18 protein-coding genes are annotated in these 19,187 nt (G+C 53.7%); 10 read left to right on the plus strand and 8 right to left on the minus strand.

All coding sequences use genetic code 11. From position 1 onward, the window contains the following. Positions 1-49 precede the first annotated feature (49 nt). The gene (locus tag C7120_RS11850; protein ID WP_107621859.1) at positions 50-1,153 is read right to left on the minus strand and encodes an Mrp/NBP35 family ATP-binding protein; all 1,104 of its coding nucleotides are present in this window, start codon (positions 1,151-1,153) and stop codon (positions 50-52) included. Positions 1,154-1,266: 113 nt separating this feature from the next. Here C7120_RS11850 and C7120_RS11855 point away from each other — a divergent pair, with 113 nt between their 5' ends. After that, positions 1,267-3,102 (plus strand): glycosyl hydrolase 115 family protein, encoded by a 1,836-nt coding sequence (locus tag C7120_RS11855; RefSeq protein WP_107621860.1) that lies wholly within the window; start codon positions 1,267-1,269, stop codon positions 3,100-3,102. An 18-nt stretch (positions 3,103-3,120) separates the two neighbouring features. Here C7120_RS11855 and trmB read toward each other — a convergent pair whose 3' ends face one another. From trmB to C7120_RS11880, 5 genes are all read right to left on the minus strand, one after another. Next, positions 3,121-3,891 carry a tRNA (guanosine(46)-N7)-methyltransferase TrmB gene (trmB, locus tag C7120_RS11860; protein WP_107621861.1) on the minus strand — a complete coding sequence of 257 codons (771 nt, stop codon included), beginning with the start codon at positions 3,889-3,891 and terminating at the stop codon, positions 3,121-3,123. Between the two features lie 6 nt (positions 3,892-3,897). Further along, positions 3,898-4,914 carry a branched-chain amino acid aminotransferase gene (locus tag C7120_RS11865; RefSeq protein WP_107621862.1) on the minus strand — a complete coding sequence of 339 codons (1,017 nt, stop codon included), beginning with the start codon at positions 4,912-4,914 and terminating at the stop codon, positions 3,898-3,900. A gap of 80 nt (positions 4,915-4,994) precedes the next feature. After that, positions 4,995-5,186: an exodeoxyribonuclease VII small subunit gene (gene xseB, locus C7120_RS11870; protein ID WP_107621863.1), complete on the minus strand. Its 192-nt coding sequence runs from the start codon at positions 5,184-5,186 to the stop codon at positions 4,995-4,997. Positions 5,187-5,191: 5 nt separating this feature from the next. Continuing rightward, positions 5,192-6,487, minus strand: coding sequence for an exodeoxyribonuclease VII large subunit (gene xseA / locus C7120_RS11875; protein WP_107621864.1), 1,296 nt, complete (start codon positions 6,485-6,487; stop codon positions 5,192-5,194). A 6-nt stretch (positions 6,488-6,493) separates the two neighbouring features. After that, complete coding sequence (locus tag C7120_RS11880) at positions 6,494-7,867, minus strand: S8 family serine peptidase (protein WP_107621865.1); 1,374 nt, start codon at positions 7,865-7,867, stop codon at positions 6,494-6,496. Between the two features lie 124 nt (positions 7,868-7,991). Between C7120_RS11880 and C7120_RS11885 the strand changes: the two genes are divergently transcribed. The 8 genes from C7120_RS11885 (at position 7,992) to C7120_RS11920 (ending at position 15,500) form a co-directional block, all read left to right on the plus strand. Next, entirely contained in the window at positions 7,992-9,377 is a 1,386-nt protein-coding gene (locus C7120_RS11885) for an MATE family efflux transporter (protein WP_107621866.1), read from the plus strand. Beyond that, the gene (locus tag C7120_RS11890; RefSeq protein WP_107621867.1) at positions 9,352-9,975 is read left to right on the plus strand and encodes an AAA family ATPase; all 624 of its coding nucleotides are present in this window, start codon (positions 9,352-9,354) and stop codon (positions 9,973-9,975) included. Before C7120_RS11885 ends, C7120_RS11890 begins: the two co-directional genes overlap by 26 nt. Positions 9,976-10,122: 147 nt before the next feature. After that, on the plus strand, positions 10,123-10,635 hold the full coding sequence (locus C7120_RS11895) for a metallophosphoesterase (protein WP_107621868.1): 513 nt from the start codon (positions 10,123-10,125) through the stop codon (positions 10,633-10,635). Positions 10,636-10,727: 92 nt separating this feature from the next. After that, positions 10,728-11,876 (plus strand): dTDP-glucose 4,6-dehydratase, encoded by a 1,149-nt coding sequence (gene rfbB, locus C7120_RS11900; RefSeq protein WP_107621869.1) that lies wholly within the window; start codon positions 10,728-10,730, stop codon positions 11,874-11,876. A gap of 15 nt (positions 11,877-11,891) precedes the next feature. Continuing rightward, a complete protein-coding gene (purT, locus tag C7120_RS11905) occupies positions 11,892-13,073 on the plus strand; it encodes a formate-dependent phosphoribosylglycinamide formyltransferase (protein WP_107621870.1) in 1,182 nt (393 codons plus the stop codon). Continuing rightward, complete coding sequence (locus C7120_RS11910) at positions 13,070-13,477, plus strand: FdtA/QdtA family cupin domain-containing protein (protein WP_107621871.1); 408 nt, start codon at positions 13,070-13,072, stop codon at positions 13,475-13,477. Before purT ends, C7120_RS11910 begins: the two co-directional genes overlap by 4 nt. Further along, positions 13,465-14,403: a GNAT family N-acetyltransferase gene (locus C7120_RS11915; protein WP_107621872.1), complete on the plus strand. Its 939-nt coding sequence runs from the start codon at positions 13,465-13,467 to the stop codon at positions 14,401-14,403. The genes C7120_RS11910 and C7120_RS11915 overlap by 13 nt, the downstream gene beginning before the upstream one ends. Then, positions 14,400-15,500 (plus strand): DegT/DnrJ/EryC1/StrS aminotransferase family protein, encoded by a 1,101-nt coding sequence (locus C7120_RS11920; protein ID WP_107621873.1) that lies wholly within the window; start codon positions 14,400-14,402, stop codon positions 15,498-15,500. Before C7120_RS11915 ends, C7120_RS11920 begins: the two co-directional genes overlap by 4 nt. A gap of 2 nt (positions 15,501-15,502) precedes the next feature. Here the strand turns inward: C7120_RS11920 and C7120_RS11925 are convergent, their stop codons facing one another. Continuing rightward, positions 15,503-16,132 (minus strand): deoxynucleoside kinase, encoded by a 630-nt coding sequence (locus C7120_RS11925; protein ID WP_107621874.1) that lies wholly within the window; start codon positions 16,130-16,132, stop codon positions 15,503-15,505. A gap of 15 nt (positions 16,133-16,147) precedes the next feature. Next, positions 16,148-16,777, minus strand: coding sequence for a deoxynucleoside kinase (locus C7120_RS11930; protein WP_107621875.1), 630 nt, complete (start codon positions 16,775-16,777; stop codon positions 16,148-16,150). A 354-nt stretch (positions 16,778-17,131) separates the two neighbouring features. Here C7120_RS11930 and C7120_RS11935 point away from each other — a divergent pair, with 354 nt between their 5' ends. Continuing rightward, positions 17,132-19,120, plus strand: coding sequence for a DNA topoisomerase 3 (locus tag C7120_RS11935; protein ID WP_107621876.1), 1,989 nt, complete (start codon positions 17,132-17,134; stop codon positions 19,118-19,120). The last annotated feature ends 67 nt before the right edge of the window (positions 19,121-19,187 follow it).

Raw genomic sequence — 19,187 nt, forward strand, 5'->3', positions numbered from 1 at the left:
CGGCGAGATTGTCAAGCTATCTATAACCTCCGCAAAAACCCGCTACGGCCTAATCGCTCTTCACATGCAGTATCGGTGTCCTCGGCTTCTCGCGATTGCGCTTGTTGGTTACCGTAACCACGGCCTGCGCAAGATTGAGGAAAGCCTGCCCCATGGCGGTCTCATAGTCGAGGGCCGAGGGCGTGCCCTCGTCGCCGTTCTCACAAATGCTCTGCACGATGGGAATCTGCGCCAGCAATGGCACGCCCATTTCCTCCGCCAGACTCTTGCATCCCTCTTTCCCGAAGATGTAATAACGGTTCTCGGGAAGCTCCGCCGGAGTAAACCATGCCATATTTTCCACAAGACCCAGAATAGGCACATTCACCTTTTCATTGCGATACATGTCGATTCCTTTGCGTGCGTCGGCCAGGGCAACGCGCTGCGGAGTAGACACAATGACCGCTCCCGTGATGCTCAGAGTCTGCAAGAGGGTCAGATGGATGTCGGAGGTGCCGGGAGGGGTGTCAAGGATAAAATAGTCCAACGCTCCCCAGTCAGCATCGGCAATGAGCTGTTTCAGCGCCGAAGTGGCCATCCCGCCTCGCCAGAGAGTTGCCGTGTCGGGACTGACGAAGAAACCGATGGAGAGCATCTTTACACCGTATTTCTCGACGGGCTCTATCAAATCGCGCCCGTCCTTGTGCACCCCATAGGGGCAGACATCCTCCACGCCGAACATCTTAGGCATCGACGGGCCGAAGATATCGGTGTCAAGCAGTCCCACCTTGTAGCCTAACCGAGCCAGGGAAATGGCCAGATTAGCCGCCACGGTAGACTTCCCTACCCCGCCCTTGCCGGAACTCACGGCGATGATGTTCCTCACTTCCGGCAGCAGTTTCTCCACTTCGGGACGCGGGGCAGACTTGAACTCGGTCTGAATTTCCACCTCCACCTCCTTGCTCACATGGTAGTGGATGGCCGCCTCAGCAGCTTTCAAGGTCGACTTGAGAAACGGGTCGGTGTCCCGGGGAAACAAAAGCACGATGCGCACCTTCATTCCGTTGATGCTCGGGGTATCTGCCAGCATCTCGCTTTCTATCAAGTTTTTCTTCGTACCCGGATAGACAACGGTAGCCAGGGCGTCCGTAATAAGTTTTGGATATAATGTCATAATTGTTTTTATATTTTCTTTTGTCTTACAAAAATACACAAAATAAGTAGGATGAGCAAGCCCATCCGACAAAATATTTGGACATCTCGGTTTTTTAGCGTAACTTTGCGATCATGAAACCAAGAATTCTCTTCGCGCTTTTCGCCAGCCTCCTTGCCCTCTCCTCGATGGCAAAAGAGGTGGTATGGTTCAATGGCCGCCAAGGTGTCTCCTACCAGTTTTACGGCAAGAAGTCGCCGGTCATAGACATGGCTCTTGACTTATTCTGCGACGACATGCACCAGCTTACTGGCAAGCGGGCAGAATCCCAGGACGGAGGAACCATTGAGATTTTCGAACTCGATAAGCTGAAAGATAAGGATTTCATCCAATTACAGAAGCGGAAAATTCCCATCGAGCGCATCATCGCCAAGAAAGACGCTTTCTATATCGGATGCCAAGGGAAGAATATCATGGTCGTTGGCAGCAATACTTATGGCACGGCTTACGGCATACTGGAACTCTCGCGCCTCGCGGGAGTCTCTCCCTGGATAGGGTGGAACGACGCCCGACCTGCACAGAAGCACTATCTTGCCCTGAAAAGCGACTTTTACACCGTGCAATGGCCTTCGGTCGAGAAACGCGGATTCTATGTCGACAACGGCAAGTTCGACCGGAAAAGCCTGACGGAACTGCTTCTCCGCCTGCGCGGAAACACCCTCCTGCATCAGCCCGCAACGGCAAAAGACGGCACAAAAGTGCTGCGATTGCCAGAACGCTGGCTCCCGAGCACACAACCCGGACTCGTCTATCGCGAGATGTGGCAGGCCTATCGACATGGCGCAACCCATGAATGGATCATGAGCCTTAACAACCCGAAGGTGGATGCCTATCAGCTTTCGCTCTTCATGGACATGGCTTGGAACATCAACCGCGTCAGCGAATCGAATATCCAGTCGCACTATGGCGAGTGGCTTGCGGCCATGTTCGGGGAGCATGCAGCCGCTCGATTACTACCCGTGATGACCGAATATTACCACTTGGTGGGCATCCGCAAGCCGGAACAGATGAATGTGGAATTTGCCGCCGATGCCTTCGGCAACGAGCTTGAACGCTACATCGACAACTACAAGGATGTAGCCTCCGCGCTCACGCCGGTAGAAAAACTCATCCCGGAATACCTGCAGGACGCATACTTCGCGACTATAAAATATCCCGTATATGCGGCATGGGCCATGGCAACCAAGCAACTACAGGCCTTGGAGGCACGACATATCGGGCGACCGGAGTCATTCCTGCACGACTCGGAAGCACTGCAGTCGGCCGTGCGCAGCTGGAAAGCCCATGGAGAAATCCTGCAGCTCACCTCTTATTATAATGACAATTTGGCCCGGGGAAAATGGAAAGGCACACTCGACATCAATGATAATCCACTGATTCTCGGTGAGCCGCGGTTTCCCGGAAAGATAACCAAAAAGGAGATAGAAGAACATGGAAGGCCCGACCCCATCCACTTCAGTCTCGACACCGACAATGCCCTCGTCAAGAACGCGGCGGACTATCGAAAGGCCTCTCAAGGCTCAAAGGCCATCCAGATGTTAGGACACAGCATGAAAACCATTGCCATTCCACAAGGTGAAAGCCTCTCTTTCTCGTTCTATTCTGAGTGGGAAGCCGACGCAGTCATCCGGATTGCGGTCATTCCTACATCTGGCGACCGGAGGTTCTATGTCAATGTGGATGGAAATATCTATGATTTTACCGGCACGACAGACCCGAAATCTGCTCAAGGAATTGCCGATACCGAGCGTGGGCAAGCGGTGAGAAACCTGAAAGTACACCTTACGCGCAACAGCCACAGCATCGATATTCAGGCCGTAGGGGATGATGTGGTCGTCGATCAGGTCATGATTGATTATAATCCTTACCGGATATTCTATATGTTCCCGATAGCTCCTGCCTTGCATTAGGCACGGGGGCCGAGGCTCTCACTTTGCCGTCTCCAGGCCGGAACGCTTGTCGCGACGATAGCTGCGGTAGTCGTCCACGGGGATCTCCACATCCGGCTCCATGAGGTCGCCTTGTCTCGGCAGACGGAATTTCTGGTATTTGATATTCAGTCCCCTTTCTATCCACATCGACTCATAATAGGTCCGGATGCCAAGGATTTTACTTGTCTCCCCGTCGATTCCCTCCGTATGATAAAGATCTTCTGTTCGGAAGAGTAGCGGCAAGTGATTTCCGTCCACTACATGGGCTGTGTAAGTAAAGAGGAAATTCGAGTCGGTCTTCAGATGGACGATACCTCCGTCGACGAGAAAGTTGCGGTAACGGTTCAGAAAGAAGGTGCTCGTTAGGCGTTTACGCACGTTTTTCATCTGCGGATCGGAGAATGTAAGCCATATTTCCTGCACCTCGTCCTCCGCGAAGAAGCGGTCTATCACCTCGATATTGGTACGCAGGAAGGCCACATTCTGCAGGTTTTCCTCCAATGCCATCTTGGCACCCGTCCACATACGGGCACCCTTGATGTCGACTCCTATAAAGTTTAGGTCGGGAAAAAGCTTGGCCAAACCTACCGTATATTCTCCCTTCCCACATCCCAATTCCAATATAATGGGGTTTGCATTCTTGAAATATTGCTCGCCCCAATGCCCTTTCATTGCGAACGGAATCTGGCTGACTACAGAAAAGGGAGCCTGGAAGACATTCCCGAATGTCTCCATATCAGCAAACTTGGCCAACTTTCCTTTACTCATAAAACATCATTCAACCACTACGGTTGTCCATCCATGCTTGTCCTCAATGATTCCATATTGGATTCCACGAAGGGTATCATACAGCTTCTTGGACCATGGTCCCGGCTCCTTTCCATATTCAATATGGGCGCCGGTATCAAGGTCGTCGATGTAAGATATCGGCGAGATGACGGCCGCCGTGCCACAGGCGCCCGCCTCCTCAAATGTCTCCAGCTCATCATAAGGTATCTGCCGCCGCTCCACTTTCATGCCCAAGTCCTCGGCAACCTGCATCAGACTCTTGTTGGTAATACTTGGAAGGATGGAAGAAGACTTCGGCGTAATATATGTGTTGTTCTTGATACCAAAGAAGTTTGCCGCCCCGCATTCATCCATATATTTTTTTTCTTTCGCGTCAAGATAAAATTCTGACGCATATCCCTTTGCCGCCGCCAGGTTGTGCGCATACAGGGAGGCCGCGTAATTGCCGCCCACCTTATAGCTACCGGTACCCAACGGGGCGGAACGGTCATAGTTATGGACGATGGCGTAAGGGTTAGCCTGGAAGCCGCCCTTGAAGTAAGGACCCACGGGAGTTACGAAGATGACGAACATATAGTCGCGGGCAGCATGAACCCCAACCTGCGGCGTGATGCCTATCAGCAAAGGGCGGATGTATAAAGTAGAGCCACTCTCATAGGTGGGAACCCATTCCTGATTGAGGCGAACCACCTTCTTCACCATCTCCTCGAATCTTTCCGTCGGAAGTTCAGGCATTACGATATAGCGGCAAGTGCTCTGCAGGCGCTTCGCATTCTCGTCCATGCGAAAGACGCGAACCTTCCCGTCTGGGCAACGATAGGCCTTCAGCCCCTCAAAAGCTTCCTGCCCGTAATGCAGGCAAGACGCCGCTATTGAAATGTTGAATGTGTCTTCTGAACAGATTTCTATCTCGCCCCACTTTCCGTCGTGGTAATAGCAGCGCACATTATAGTCCGTCTTCATATACCCGAACGACAAGCTTTCCCAATCGATACCCTTCATTGCTTTCTGATTTAAAAGTGATACTCTGCCACAAAAATAATAATAATTCCACACTTCAGCAAATATTCCCCCAAGAAAACTCACTTCCCTTCCAGCGCTTTCTTGATTTCCGCGTCTGTCTTTGTAAGTTTGTCTTTACAAAGCTTTATCAGTTTCTGAGCCGCTTTGAGTTTTTCCGTGAGATCGTCGATATCAAGCTCGTCGTTCTCCATCTGCCCCACGATTTCCTCAAGCTGCCTGACAGCCTCTTCATATTTGATTTCCTTCGCCATACTATTTATTTTATTATTGACTTTATCATGCCATTCGCCACCCGGGTCTCTATCTCATCGCCGCTACTCAGGCATTTTACATCCTTTACGGGGCGCCCGTTGTAAAGGGTGATGGAATATCCTCTTCTCAACATCAGCCTGGGATCCATCAGGCGGAGCTTTTCCTCAAGGAGTATGATTTGCTGCCTCCTTTTCTCCAAGAGGCGTCCGACAAGCGTGCTGACAGACACTTCCCGTGCGCTAATCCGCCATCCCTGACTTTCCAGTTTGCCCTGAGCCTTTGAAACGAAGTTCCTCATGAGGATATCCAGGCGCGATTCCTGCCGCATCCTGAAAAGGCGGAACAGGGCAGGGATTTTCTCTGCCAGATGAGACAACCGCATGCGTTTATGTTCCATCCGCCTACTCACGAGATCCAACAAGACATCCTGCGCCCCCGTTATGCGTGCATAGACCCTTGCGAGATGGTCGATAAGGAAGGCTGCCGCGGCGGTCGGGGTCTTCACCCGGGTATTCGAAATCATGTCGAGGACACTCTCATCACGCTCATGCCCGATACCCGTTATAATCGGCAAAGGGAAGTTGGCTACATTCTCGGCGAGGCTGAGCGTGTCGAAACCCGACATATCCGCCGTGGCTCCCCCTCCCCTTATGATCACCACGACATCATAGTCCTCAACTCTTTCATTGATAGCATTGAGGGCGGAAATCACACTCTGCTCCACCTGCTCACCCTGCATGACGGCCGGGAAAAGCGTAGGATGGAACACAAAGCCATACTCATTGTTGTCCAACTGGCTGCAGAAATCGCCATAGCCTGCCGCCGTCTCGCTCGATATCACGGCTATACGCTGGGCAAAAAGGGGTATTACCAGTTCCTTTTGCAAGTCAAACACTCCTTCCTCCTGCAGTTGCCGGATAATTTCCTGACGCCTCCTCGCCATGTCTCCAAGCGTGAATGTAGGGTCAATATCCGATATATTATACGAGAACCCGAATGCCTCATGGAAGGTGGCCTTCACTTTCAGCAAGACCTTCAAGCCGGCATGCAGGGGCTGTCCGGTTACGCTCTCGAAGTGAGAACGCACATACTGCCATCTCGTTTTCCAGCAGATGGCCCGGGCTTTGGCTATCGGGGTCTTGCTGGACTCATCCTTCTGGATAAGCTCCATATAGCAGTGGCCCCTGTCGTTTACATCCGAAAGTTCGGCCTCCACCCAATATTCATCGGGCATAGAGACCTCTATCGTCTCGCGAACGAGCTCATTGAGTTCATAAAGAGTCAGGGAATGCTGCTTCATGTAAATTTATTTTCCCATCTGATAAGCCTTCCAGAAATCCGGGATTCCATATCCGAACACATTGTCGGGGATGCTCGCACGATCGCCGCTCGCCCCTACCAGTCCGATGATTTCCCTTGCTGTCTTCCCGGGAAGCGCCTGCCATAGACAGGCGACCATACCGCAACAGATCGGGGAGGCAAAGGATGTGCCGTTCGCCGTAGAGTTGACGCCTCGCCCATTGAATACCCGGGCTGTCCCGCCAAGGGCCATTACATCGGGCTTCACCCGTCCGTCCTGCGACGGGCCGAGAGAGCTGAAGTTGGTGTTAACCCCTTTCGCGTTGACGGCACCCACCGTCAAGACATTCTCCGCATCGCCGGGAGGCGTGATTTTCTTCCACGGCTCATCGCCGGAATTTCCCGCACTGCAAACCAGAATCATACCCTTGTCGGCAAGCATAGACGCCGTCCGGGAGATCAAAGTGCTCTTGCCGTCGAGCTCGGAATACCTGAAATTGGTGCTCTTGTCATCAAACTGGGCATAGCCCAGCGAACTGTTGATGACATCCACCCCCTCGCAGTCCGCATATTCAGCGGCCATCGCCCAGCTGTCTTCTTCCGACAGGCTCTCCGTCGGACCGTATTCCGAACGCAAGAGCATATAGTGAGCCTCGGGAGCCGTGCCCACATAGCGGAACGAATCGACGACTGCCATGCAGGAAAGCACCATCGTACCATGGTCAAGCAGGTGGTAAATATCCGACTTATAAGGATATACGAAGTCGTGCGTGCTCACAATCACGACATCCTTGAACGCCGGGATGATGTCTACATTCATGTAGCCGCCGTCGATAACGCCTATGAGCATGCCTTTCCCCCGAAAGCCCGCTTCATGCAATTTCCGGCCGTTGAGCTGCTCGATCTGCCTCGTCGCCTTGCCGTAAGGTTTCCCGGGAATGGCCTCCGTGGTATCGCTCTTCAGAGGAAAGACCCTCTGACGGGAGATGGAGTCGGGCGAATGGAACACGCACCTCACGCCCGTTACGAACGGAAAAGCCGCCAATCCACCGGCATTCAGCGAGTCTGTGAGCTTCACCAAGGCCGTATTGTTCCATTTGCTCCCGCCGACAACCTCGAATCCTGCCGCGTTCAGCTCGTCAAGATATTTCTGGGACAAAGGCAGGTCGGTGGAATCGGTCTTCAGGCCTTGCCTTTCACGCCGTCGCAACGACCGCTCCGACAGGAACTTCTCGGGATGTTTCAGAGAGTATTTCGTGCCTTTCTTATCCCTCAGCTGCACACGGAAAAGATAGGTCTTGCCGCCGGGGAAAGCTATTTTCTGGGCCCGCGCGGGATTGCAAAGCAACAAAAGCACCAGTATATAAAGTATTTTTCTCATAATCTTGGCTCCTAAACCGTATTGCAAAAGTAGTGCTATTTTCGCTAAATTCCAAATTTTACACCTTATTTATATTGTGGTCTCTCAGTTTTTTGCTATCTTTGCATCATACAAAATCGATCCAATGGACAACAAGAAAGCGACGCTGGAGCTGGGCAGCAAGCCCGTCGGGCAACTGTTGTGGCAGTATGCCCTTCCGGCCATCATCGCTATGACCGCCTCTTCTCTGTACAATATAATCGACAGAATCTTCATCGGGCAGGTGGTAGGGCCGCTGGCAATCTCGGGGCTCGCCATCACCTTTCCCTTCATGAACCTCTCCGGAGCCTTCGGGGCAGCGGTGGGCGTGGGAGCCTCGACGGTCATTTCCGTGAAGTTAGGCCAGAAAGACTACGACACGGCAGAAAACCTGCTGGGAAACACGGTAACCTTGAACCTCATCGTCGGCTTTCTTTTCGCCGTCGTCTGCCTGATTTTCCTCGACCCCATACTCCGTTTCTTCGGAGCGAGCGATGCCACCCTGCCCTATGCCCGCGACTTCATGCAGGTGATTCTGGCCGGAAACATGGTTACGCACATGTACTTCGGCATGAATGCCGTGCTCCGCGCAGCCTCCAAGCCCAGGCAGGCCATGTATGCCACGATATTCACCGTGGCGATGAACATCCTGCTCGACATCATCTTCATATGGTGGTGGCACTGGGGAATACGGGGCGCTGCCTTTGCCACCATGCTCTCGCAGACCCTCGCACTGATATATCAGATGAGGCTTTTCTCCGACAAGAAAGAGCTTCTGCACCTGAAAAGGGGCATCTACAGACTGAAAGCCGACCTTGTGAAGAACATTGTCGGCATCGGCATCTCCCCGTTTCTGATGAACGCCTGCGCCTGCATCATCGTCATCTTCATGAACAACCAGCTCGTCAGCTATGGCGGCGACCTGAGCGTAGGAGCCTATGGCATCTCAAACGGAGTGGCCACTGTATTCATCATGGTCGTCATCGGGCTGAACCAAGGCATGCAGCCCATTGCCGGATACAACTACGGCAGTCTGCAGATCGACCGCCTGCTGCATGTACTGAAACTGTCCATCCTTGCGGCGACAGCCATCATGACCACGGGCTGGGCCATCGGGATGCTCATCCCCGACCTGCTGGCACGCATGTTCACGACCGACGCCACGCTCATCGAAATGTCCATCAAGGCCATCCGCATCAATATGCTTCTCTTCCCGGTAATAGGCAGCCAGATGGTGATAACCAACTTTTTCCAGTGCATAGGGAAAGTGAAAATCAGCATTTTCCTCTCTCTTTCAAGGCAGCTGCTCTTCCTCCTGCCCTGCCTGCTGATACTTCCCCGCTTCTGGGACATCGACGGCGTGTGGTATTCCCTGCCCGTATCAGACGGTACGGCAGCGGTGGTGGCCCTCGCGATCATGACTATCTATATGAGAAAATTCAACAAACAATATAAAGAAACGCAACATGGAGCAACAGAAGATAATCATTAACATCGGCCGGCAGATAGGCAGCGGCGGGCGCATCATCGCACAGATGCTGGCCAATGAGTTCCGCGCGAAACTATACGACAGGGAAATCCTGAATCTCGCCGCCAAGGAAAGCGGGTTCTCGGAAAAGTTCTTTGAACAGAACGATGAAAGGAAAGGCTTCGCGAAGTCGCTCTTCCACATCCATGTACCCCTGCTCGGAGAAGGCAATTTCTATAAGAACGACTTCTCGCAGGAGAGCCTCTACCAGTTCCAGAGCAATGCCATCAAGAAGGCGGCGGCCGAAGGCAACTGCGTGTTCGTGGGTCGCACGGCCGACTATGTGCTGCGCGACAACCCCGACAAGACAGACATTTTCATCACTGCCAACATGGAAGACCGCATCCGGAGGGTGGCCGAGCGGCACCAATTCAGCGAGGAAAGAGCCCAAAGATTTATCGTGGACGGCGAAAGCTGTCGCGCCTCTTACTACAATTACTATACCGGAAAGCGCTGGGGATGCAGCGAGGGCTACGACCTCTGCGTCAATTCAAGCATACTGGGAGTGGAGGAAACCGGAAAGCTCATTGCTGATTTTATCAGGAAAAGATTTTACACATAAACCTGCAAGCGGCAAACAGGAAAGTAGGAAGCCGTTAAAAGGCGAGCTTTTAGCCGTTAAAAGGCCGGCAGATAACGGTTAAAAGGAAGGCAAAAGGCCGTCTTTTGAAATGCGGCTCATAACCAACTGGATATCAAGAGATTAAAAATGACCAAAAAGATAGGAATCATCAGCGACACTCACGGATATTGGGATGAAAAATATATACAATATTTAGACTCCTGCGACGAGGTCTGGCATGCGGGCGACATCGGCTCCCTGGAGGTGGCCGACAAGTTTGAGGCCATGCGGCCGCTATTCCGCGCCGTCCACGGAAACATAGACGGCGAGGACATCCGGCGCCGCTATCCCGAGGTGCTGCGGTTCCGCTGCGAGGAGGCGGATGTATTGATGAAGCACATCGGCGGCTATCCCGGCAACTACGACCGCTCCATCCGGAGCCGCATCTATGCCTCCCCGCCCGACCTCTTCATCTCCGGACACTCGCATATACTGAAGGTGAAGTTCGACAAGACGCTCAACCTGCTGCACATCAACCCCGGAGCGGCGGGCATGCAGGGGTGGCACAGGGAGCGTACGATGGTCCGCCTCACCGTCGAAGGAAAGAAATTCACCGACTGCGAGGTCATCATGCTCGGCGAACACAGCAGCAGAATGTGATATTACATCATCCGCCATGATGTTCGTCGTCAAGAATACGGAATCTGAAGAATAACTTTTAACAACATAATAATCATAAGACTTAGAAGCATATGAAAACTTATCTGGTAACAGGAGCCGCCGGCTTCATCGGTGCAAACTACATCAAGTATCTCCTCCACAGGAAATATGCCAACGAAGACATCCGGATTATCATCCTCGACGCCCTCACCTATGCCGGTAATCTGGGCACCATCAAGGACGACATAGACAACGAGCGTTGCCTTTTCGTCAAAGGCGACATCCGCGACCGGCAACTCGCCGACCGGCTGTTTGCCGACTACGACATCGACTATGTGGTCAACTTCGCGGCCGAAAGCCATGTAGACCGCTCCATAGAAGACCCTCAGCTCTTCCTGAGCGTCAACATCCTCGGCACGCAGAACCTGCTCGACGCAGCCCGCCGGGCATGGGTTACGGGAAAGGACGGGCAGGGGCGCCCCGTCTGGAAGCCGGGCAAGCGATACCATCAGGTTTCCACCGACGAGGTCTATGGCTCCCTGGGGGCCACGGGATACTTCACGGAACAGACCCCGCTGTGCCCCCACAGTCCGTATTCCGCTTCCAAGACGAGTGCCGATCTCTTCGTAATGGCCTACCGGGACACCTATCACATGCCCGTGAGCATCACCCGATGCTCCAACAACTACGGACCCTACCACTTCCCGGAAAAGCTCATCCCGCTGATTATCAACAATATCCTCGAAGGCAAGCAACTGCCCGTATACGGCAAGGGAGAGAACATTCGCGACTGGCTCTATGTGGAGGACCACTGCAAGGCCATAGACATGGTGGTGCGGGAAGGAAAGGAAGGTGAGGTATACAATGTAGGCGGGCACAACGAAATGAAGAATATCGACATCGTGAAGCTCGTCATCAAGACCATCCACGACATGATGCAGGAAGACAAGCAGCTACGCAAGGTGCTCAGGAAGCAAGAGCCGGACGAGAACGGAGACATCCGCATCGACTGGATCAACGACCACCTCATCACCTTCGTGGCAGACCGGCTCGGCCATGATGCCCGCTATGGCATCGACCCCACCAAGATCAAGAACGACCTCGAATGGGTTCCCGAGACCAAGTTTGCCGACGGCATCGTGAAGACCATCCGCTGGAACCTCGAGAACCAGCCGTGGATTCAGGAGGTAACGAGCGGCGACTACCAGAAGTATTACGAACAGATGTACGGAAAACGATAATTCAAGAAAGGCAAGATGGAGAAAATCATGCTCCTCGGTTCCGGCGAACTGGGCAAGGAATTTACGATAGCGGCCAAGCGGGCAGGGCTCTATGTCATCGCCTGCGACAACTACGAGGGCGCACCGGCCATGCAGGTGGCCGACGAGCACGAGGTGTTTTCCATGCTCGACGGCGACGCCCTTGCCGCCGTGGTGCACCGACACAGTCCCGACATCATCGTTCCCGAGATTGAGGCCATCCGCACCGAGAGGCTCTTTGAGTTTGAGAAGGAGGGCGTTCAGGTGGTCCCGTCGGCCAAGGCCGTGCACTGCACGATGAACCGCCGGGCCATCCGAGACCTCGCGTCGCAAGAGTTAGGACTGCGGACGGCAAGGTATTTCTATGCGAGAAGCTTTGAGGAGTTCAAGCGGGCAGCCGATGAGATCGGCTTTCCATGCGTGGTCAAGCCCCTGATGAGCTCTTCCGGACACGGACAGAGCTATGTCCACAACGACGACGAGCTGCAGGAGGCGTATCGCGAGGCCATGGAAGAAGGGCGCGGAGACGCCAGGGAGGTCATCATCGAGGAGTTCATCGACTTCGAATCAGAATTCACCCTGCTCACCATTACCCAGAAAAACGGCCCCACCTTGTTCTGTCCGCCCATCGGACATGTGCAGAAAGGCGGAGATTATCGCGAGAGCTGGCAGCCCTATCACCTATCGGACAAAGCGCTCAAGGCCGCCCGGCACATGGCCGACGAGATAACCAAGGCGCTCACCGGCTATGGCATCTGGGGCGTGGAGTTCTTCCTCACCCGGCAGGGAGAGGTCATTTTCTCGGAGCTCTCGCCCCGTCCGCACGACACGGGCATGGTTACCCTCGGGCATACCACCAACCTCAGCGAGTTTGAGTTGCATCTACGAGCCGTCATGGGATGGCCCATTCCCGCCATCCATCTGGAGCATTGCGGCTGCTCGGCAGTCATCCTCTCACCCGTAGAGAGCGACGGGCCGCTCGACTATAACCTGTCGGAGGCCCTGCGGGAAGACCATACCCGCATCCGCATCTTCGGCAAGCCCGTGGCTCATGTGGGGCGCAGAATGGGCGTTACGCTGTGCTACGGGGAGATTGGCGACGACCTCAACGCCCTACGCGACAAGGCAAAACGGCTGGCGAAAACCGTCCTCGGCACAGATCCTTATATGAAGAAATGAGACTCGGAACAATCATAGACCTCCCTAAAATTGCCGATCCCCGGGGTAACCTGACGGTTGCGGAGGGACTGAAAGACATCCCCTTTGACATCAAGAGAGCCTATTGGGTATATGATGTGCCGTCGGGAGAGAACCGGGGAGGGCATGCCCACCGCAAATGCAGCGAGTTCATCATCGCCGTAAGCGGGTCGTTTACCGTTACCCTAAGTGATGGAACGGAACAGAAAACCCATCTCCTGAACCACCCCTATCAAGGCCTTCTCGTGGAAACGGGTACATGGCGCACCCTCGACGACTTCTCTTCGGGTGCCGTCTGCTTGGTTCTGGCCTCGGAGTTCTTCAGCGAAGACGACTATATCCGCGACTTCAATGAATACCTTGAATACCTGCGATGTTCGAAATAAGACGATATACAACCGAGGACAAGCTGCTCTGGGACCGATATGTGAGCAGGGCAAGGAACGCTACCTTCCTGTTTTATCGCGACTACATGGACTATCATGCCGACCGGTTTCAAGACTTTTCGCTCTTGTTCTACAAGAACGGGAAACTCTATGCGCTCCTCCCGGCTCACCAGAAAGGCACTACGCTCTATTCTCATTTCGGCCTTACCTATGGCGGCCTGCTCATGGACATCCGCGTAAAGGCCGCCGACACATGTGCCTTATTTGAGGAACTCAACGGCTGGCTGCGAGCACAAGGCTTCCGAAAGGTGGTCTATCGCCCCGTCCCCTGGATCTATCATGTGCACCCGTCAGAAGAAGACCTCTATGCAATCTACTGGAAATGCGGGGCAAGACTGCGGTCGAGAAACATCGGCACGACGATTTTCATGCAGCAGCACCTGCGCTGGCGCAAGAATCATCTGCGCCAACTCCGCAAGGCAAAGGATGGTGGCATCTGCGTCAAAAGCGACGCTCCCCTCGCCGAATTCTGGGAAATCCTGGAAGAGAACCTGATGAACCGCTTTCAGGCAAAGCCCGTCCACACGCTCGAGGAGATGGCGTTATTGAAATCGCGATTCCCCAAGAACATCATCCAATACAGCGCCTACAAGGACGGGCACATCATCGGAGGCATCCTGTTCTACATCACCCCGCAGGTAGTTCACTGCCAATACATCTCCACCAACACAGAAGGAAAAGAGCTGGGAGCCATGGAAGCAATCTACGAACGGGTCGTGTACCATGACTATACGACATATCCCTATCTCGACTTCGGCAGCTCCACCGAGCAGAATGGCAGCATCCTGAACGAAGGCCTGATAGCCCACAAGGAAGGATATGGCGGCAGGAGCGTTGTCTACGACACTTATGAATGGGACTTATGATAGCATATCAAGACTTGAAACGGGTTACTTCGCAGCATCTTGAGCAGATTCAGGATGCCGTGAGAGAGGTGGTGGACAGCGGCAGATACCTGCAGGGACAGGCCGTGGAGAGGTTTGAGACTCACTATGCCGGCTACATCGGGACCCGCCATTGCATATCGTGCGCCAACGGGCTGGATGCCCTCACGCTCATTCTCCGTGCCTACAAGGAGATGGGCGTATTAAGAGACGGCGATGAGGTCATCGTCCCGGCCAACACATACATCGCCTCCCTACTCTCCATTACGGAGAATCTGCTCAAGCCGATACTTGTGGAACCAAGTCTCCTGACCTATGAGATTGACGACGAGAAGATAGAGGAAGCCATCACGGAAAGGACCCGCGCCGTCATGATCGTCCATCTCTATGGCCGGAACTCGTTTACTCCCAAGATAGCGGAGATATGCCAAAAGCATCGTCTGAAGCTCATCGAGGACAACGCGCAGGCACACGGATGCGAGTTTGAGGGCCGCAGGACCGGCTCGCTGGGCGATGCCGCCGCCCACAGCTTCTATCCCGGGAAGAACCTCGGGGCACTGGGCGACGCCGGCGCCGTTACCACCGACGATGCCGAACTGGCGTCCATAGTCCGGGCATTAGGCAATTACGGGAGCAGCGAGAAGTATATTTTCCCTTACAAGGGCAAGAACAGCAGGATGGACGAGATACAGGCCGCCGTGCTTGATGTAAAGCTGAAATACCTTGACGAGGACAACCGGGAGCGCAGGAAGATAGCAGACTTCTATCTAAAGAACATCGTCAACCCGACGGTTCACAACCCATTACCGAGCCAGGAAGACAATGTCTGGCACATTTTCCCCGTTCTCTGTGAGCACCGCAACAAACTTCAGGAACACCTGAGGCTGCACGGCGTCGGGACGATGATTCACTACCCCGTCCCGCCCCACCGCCAGGAGTGCTGTCAGGAACTTGCGAAACTCCGGCTGCCCATCACCGAAAAGATTCATCGGGAGGAAATAAGCATTCCCGTCTATCCATGCTTAGACAGACAGGAATACACCTATATCGTCGAAAGAATCAACGAGTTCGAGCCCTGATCCTATTTAGCGTCCTGGAAAGGGAACAGTCCATAGAGCTCCGCGTCTATGGTATCGGTAACCAGCTGGAAATCTTTCGGATTGCTCTCAAACTTCAGCTTGTCGCCATCTACTATCATCAGCTTGCCCTCATAGCCCGCTATCCACTCCTCGTAGCGGTTGTTCAGCCCCTGAAGATAGTCTATGCGGATCGACTTTTCATAGTCGCGGCCGCGCTTCTCTATCTGCTCCACGATGTTCGGAATCGACGAGCGGATGTAGATCATGAGGTCGGGCAACTTCACGAGCGACATCATCAGGTCGAAAAGATCGGTATAGTTGTTGAAGTCGCGGTCGCTCATCAGCCCCATGTCGTGGAGGTTCGGGGCGAAGATTCGTGCGTCCTCGAAGATGGTGCGGTCCTGAATGATGGTCTCGGAGCTCTTCGATATCTCCACTACATCACGAAAGCGCTTGTTCAGAAAGTAAATCTGAAGGTTGAAAGCCCATCGGTTCATGTCGGCATAATAGTCCTCCAAGTAGGGATTGTTGTCAACAGGCTCGAAGTGAGGCCTCCATCCGTAACGCTTGGAAAGCATCTTCGTGAGGGTGGTCTTGCCACTTCCAATGTTTCCGGCTATTGCTATGTGCATAACTGTAAGGTTTGATTATTCGTCCTGATCAGAGAAAAGGCCGAAGAGGTTGGCATCGACCTTGTCGACGATCTGCGCCAGTTCTTTCGGGTTATGCTGGAAGTCGAGGTCATCAACATCCACCACAAGCACCTTTCCCTTATATTTATTGAAGATGAAATCCTCGTATCTGTCGTTGAGATTCGTCAGGTAATCGAGCGGCATTGTCTGCTCATAGTCCCGCCCGCGCCTTTGAATATTGGCCACGAGATGCGGCACCGAGGCGCGCAGATAGATCATCAGGTCGGGATATTTCACGATCATCATCATCGACTCGAACAGCCCCATATAGGTGTCGAAGTCGCGATCCGAGAGATTGCCCATCGCCTTGTTCGTGGCCGTGAACACATAGACGCCCTCGTAGATAGAGCGATCCTGGATGATGGTATTCTCTGATTTCGCAATGGCAAGCAAGTCCTTGAAGCGCTCCTTGAGGAAAAACACCTCGAGGTTAAGCGACCAACGGGGTATGTCCTTATAATAATCCTCGAGATAAGGATTATAGTCCACGGCCTCAAAGTGTGGAATCCAGCCGTAGTGTTTTGCCAGCAGCGTGGTCAATGTGGTCTTGCCGCTGCCAATGTTTCCCGCAATTGCAATATGCACTTCTTATTCTTCTTTATTAGATTCGTATCGAGTGATTTCATTGCAAAGGTAACAAAATTCCCAGAGTTACCGTTCCTTTTAACGATATTTTTAAGCAATAATTTTAATCAGGGCGGGACGCCGGAAGCCGAAAGGCTGCTGGCGGCACACCCTCCGGCGGCTTCCGGATTTTCTTCTTGCCGCTGCCAGTGGGACAAAATCGGCGGTTTCGTGCCACGATTTCGCCGATTTCGTCGCACTATCTCGCCGATTTCGTCAGGATGCCCGTAGCCTTTCATGAAACAAATAACCGGTGATCCTGCCACCGACTAAAATATTTTTCGTATCTTTGCATTTCAGAAAGAATTTTCCAAAATGATAGTTTGCATTGCCGAGAAACCCAGCGTAGCCAAGGATATAGCACGAATCATCGGAGCTACGGCCGCCCATGACGGCTATATGGAGGGCAACGGGTATCAGGTTACATGGACCTTCGGACACCTCTGCTGCCTCAAGGAGCCCAACGACTACAGCGAGAACTGGAAGCACTGGAGCCTCGCCGCCCTGCCCATGATACCGCGACGCTTCGGCATCAAGCTCATCGAGGACGCCGGAATCAAGAAACAGTTCGCCATCATAGAGCGGCTCATGCAGGCGGCCGACGGCATCATCAACTGCGGAGACGCCGGTCAGGAGGGCGAATTGATTCAGCGATGGGTGATGCAGAGGGCTAACGCCACCTGTCCGGTCAAGCGACTGTGGATTTCCTCGATGACCGACGAGGCCATCCGAGAGGGATTCGGGCGGCTGAAAGACCAGAACGAATACCAGAGCCTCTATCTGGCAGGGCTCTCCCGAGCCATCGGCGACTGGCTCCTGGGCATGAACGCCACCCGGCTCTACACGCTCAAATACGGGCAGAACCGACAGGTGTTGAGCATCGGACGCGTGCAGACGCCCACCCTTGCGCTGATTGTGAACCGGCAGAAGGAAATCGACGGCTTCAAGCCCGAGCCTTACTGGATTCTGGCAACGATATACCGCGACACGCAATTCACGGCTACCAAAGGTAAGTTTCTCAGCAAGGAAGACGGCGAGAAAGCCTTCGAGGCCATAGCCGGGAAGCCTTTCGCGGTTACGGAAGTGCAGAAAAAGAAAGGCACGGAAACGCCGCCTCACCTCTACGACCTCACCTCGCTGCAGGTGGACTGCAACAAGAAGTTCAGCTATTCGGCCGACATGACGCTCAAGCTCATACAGAGCCTTTACGAGAAAAAGCTCACCACCTATCCCCGTGTGGACACGCAATACCTCTCGGACGACATCTATCCCAAGTGCCCCGCCATCCTCAAGGGACTGGACGACTATGCCTCGCTCACCCAACCGATCATCGGGAAAAAACTCCGCAAGGACAAGAAGGTGTTCGATACCTCGAAGGTAACCGACCACCACGCCATCATTCCCACCGGCGTTCCTGCCCGCGGGCTCACCGATATGGAGAAGAATGTCTACGAACTTGTAGCCCTCCGCTTCATCAGCGTCTTCTATCCCGACTGCAAATTCTCCACCACCACGGTCATGGGAACGGTCGATGAAGTGGAATTCAAGGTCGGCGGCAAGGAAATCCTCGACCCCGGATGGCATGCCGTATATGCAAAGGAAGAGCAGAAAGCCGACGAAGAAGACGCCAAGAGCGGCGATGAAGAGCGCACCCTGCCCTCGTTCGCCGTCGGCGAGACGGGTCCGCATACGCCCACCCTTACCGAGAGGTGGACCACGCCACCCAAATACTATACCGAGGCAACGCTGCTCCGAGCCATGGAGACGGCCGGAAAGTTCGTGGAAGACGAGGAACTGCGTGCCGCCTTGAAGGAAAACGGCATCGGAAGGCCATCGTCGAGAGCCGGAATCATAGAGACTCTCTTCAAGCGCCGCTATATCCGCCGCGAACGCAAGAACTTGCTTGCCACTCCCACAGGCATCGAACTCATAGACACCATCCACGAGAAACTGCTCACAAGCTGTGAGCTCACGGGCATCTGGGAGAAGAAACTGCGCGACATCGAGTACAAGACCTATGATCCTCAACAGTTTGTCAACGAACTGAAAGAACAGATCGGCAACATCGTCAACGATGTGCTGAGCGACAATTCCAACCGACGGGTGGCCATTACTACCGAGGCCGACCTGAGGAAGAAGAGTCCTCGGCGGCAAGCTCCGCGGCTGAAAGCTGACGACACGATCATCGGCAAGCCTTGTCCCAAATGCGGCAAGGGCACCGTCATCAAAGGGAAAGCCGCCTACGGATGCAGCAACTGGAAAAACGGGTGCGACTTCCGCCTGCCGTTCGAGGAAAAAGCCTAAATGCTCTCGCCTGCTCCCCATCCGCCGGATAGCAGGAAAAAGCAAGGCAATAATCCACCGCATGGTC

Source organism: Prevotella sp. oral taxon 376 (assembly GCF_003043945.1).
GTDB lineage: Bacteria > Bacteroidota > Bacteroidia > Bacteroidales > Bacteroidaceae > Prevotella.

Excerpts from the sequence above, each read along its gene's own strand:
- C7120_RS11855 (WP_107621860.1), top strand. The coding sequence starts at position 1,267 with ATGAAACCAAGAATTCTCTTCGCGCTTTTCGCCAGCCTCCTTGCCCTC.
- C7120_RS11935 (WP_107621876.1), top strand. The coding sequence starts at position 17,132 with ATGATAGTTTGCATTGCCGAGAAACCCAGCGTAGCCAAGGATATAGCA.
- C7120_RS11910 (WP_107621871.1), top strand. The coding sequence starts at position 13,070 with ATGAGACTCGGAACAATCATAGACCTCCCTAAAATTGCCGATCCCCGG.
- C7120_RS11915 (WP_107621872.1), top strand. The coding sequence starts at position 13,465 with ATGTTCGAAATAAGACGATATACAACCGAGGACAAGCTGCTCTGGGAC.
- C7120_RS11880 (WP_107621865.1), bottom strand. The coding sequence starts at position 7,867 with ATGAGAAAAATACTTTATATACTGGTGCTTTTGTTGCTTTGCAATCCC.
- C7120_RS11890 (WP_107621867.1), top strand. The coding sequence starts at position 9,352 with ATGGAGCAACAGAAGATAATCATTAACATCGGCCGGCAGATAGGCAGC.
- C7120_RS11925 (WP_107621874.1), bottom strand. The coding sequence starts at position 16,132 with ATGCACATAGCAATAGCCGGAAACATTGGAAGTGGCAAGACCACCCTC.
- xseB (WP_107621863.1), bottom strand. The coding sequence starts at position 5,186 with ATGGCGAAGGAAATCAAATATGAAGAGGCTGTCAGGCAGCTTGAGGAA.
- C7120_RS11895 (WP_107621868.1), top strand. The coding sequence starts at position 10,123 with ATGACCAAAAAGATAGGAATCATCAGCGACACTCACGGATATTGGGAT.
- C7120_RS11885 (WP_107621866.1), top strand. The coding sequence starts at position 7,992 with ATGGACAACAAGAAAGCGACGCTGGAGCTGGGCAGCAAGCCCGTCGGG.
- purT (WP_107621870.1), top strand. The coding sequence starts at position 11,892 with ATGGAGAAAATCATGCTCCTCGGTTCCGGCGAACTGGGCAAGGAATTT.
- C7120_RS11865 (WP_107621862.1), bottom strand. The coding sequence starts at position 4,914 with ATGAAGGGTATCGATTGGGAAAGCTTGTCGTTCGGGTATATGAAGACG.
- trmB (WP_107621861.1), bottom strand. The coding sequence starts at position 3,891 with ATGAGTAAAGGAAAGTTGGCCAAGTTTGCTGATATGGAGACATTCGGG.
- xseA (WP_107621864.1), bottom strand. The coding sequence starts at position 6,487 with ATGAAGCAGCATTCCCTGACTCTTTATGAACTCAATGAGCTCGTTCGC.
- C7120_RS11920 (WP_107621873.1), top strand. The coding sequence starts at position 14,400 with ATGATAGCATATCAAGACTTGAAACGGGTTACTTCGCAGCATCTTGAG.
- C7120_RS11850 (WP_107621859.1), bottom strand. The coding sequence starts at position 1,153 with ATGACATTATATCCAAAACTTATTACGGACGCCCTGGCTACCGTTGTC.
- rfbB (WP_107621869.1), top strand. The coding sequence starts at position 10,728 with ATGAAAACTTATCTGGTAACAGGAGCCGCCGGCTTCATCGGTGCAAAC.